This window comes from Bartonella capreoli (genome assembly GCF_902813205.1).
GTDB classification, from domain to species: domain Bacteria; phylum Pseudomonadota; class Alphaproteobacteria; order Rhizobiales; family Rhizobiaceae; genus Bartonella; species Bartonella schoenbuchensis.
On record NZ_CADDZX010000063.1, the window covers coordinates 1 to 901 of the forward strand.

The window sequence follows — 901 nt, forward strand, 5'->3', positions numbered from 1 at the left end:
ATGGTTTGAATGGTTTTTGGTATATACCCCATTAGTCCTTCATTGATTTTACTATAATAAGGCACCAAACTTTTATCAGTACGGCAATAAATCCAACGATGATTGATCAAATAATTCGCTAAATCTTCAAGGCGCATGCCTAACTTTTCTGCTGCATCATTTATATCAAGCAAATCATCAGAGCGTTCTAAACGTTCAAGTTTTTCTGTCTTTGGGGTTAACTGAGCAATGATATGATCTTTGCGTTCACTTTCATTTTTTAAGTATGTCAAAACACCTAACATGACTTGAGGATCAGAATAGTCAATTTGAGGAGGTGTCATTTGTTTTGTTTTTCGTTCGCACTCAATGAAATATTGACGAGCTTGTTTCCCCTTTTCATTACGCTCAATCATAGCAAGTTCTTTTGCCATTTCTAAAGTAAGGTAATATTCCATGCTTGGACGAGTGTTTTGTTTTGATTTTACTAAAATTTGAATAAAACTCACAAAGTCTTTGTTTTCTAAGAAACCATACTCTTTAATACGGTAAGCTATCCAATCATTAAAAGGAGAAATTATTTTTAAAAAAGCATGTAATTCACGTGCATTGACTGTCTGAACAGGTTCTTGATTAATTGTGTGTTCCCAAATGGTGATAGGAGCTTTCATTGCAAACCTCATAGTGTTTGGATTAGTTTTCAAATGTGTTGAGAAAAAAGAGTTATTGCCGATAAGTACTGTAGAATGGATTTTGACTTTCCCGTTCTTCTATCTTGTCTAAGACATCACTGTATGCCCAGCTGTGAGCTATAAAAGGATATGGGGCATCCTCTACAAAATAATAATGGCTATAATCATCTAAGTACTTTTGAACATAAAGTTCAGCAACGTCTTCTGAAATATCATCATAGCGATTTGAC

1 protein-coding gene and 1 pseudogene are annotated in these 901 nt (G+C 34.2%); both read right to left on the bottom strand.

Features of this window, described 5'->3' with window-relative positions; genetic code table 11:
* Positions 1-650, bottom strand: a 650-nt coding sequence (locus J7R05_RS07290; protein ID WP_208541771.1) for an antA/AntB antirepressor family protein, incomplete at its 3' end; no start/stop codon positions are given.
* A gap of 52 nt (positions 651-702) precedes the next feature.
* A pseudogene (locus J7R05_RS07295) lies at positions 703-901 on the bottom strand (hypothetical protein); the annotation flags it as partial.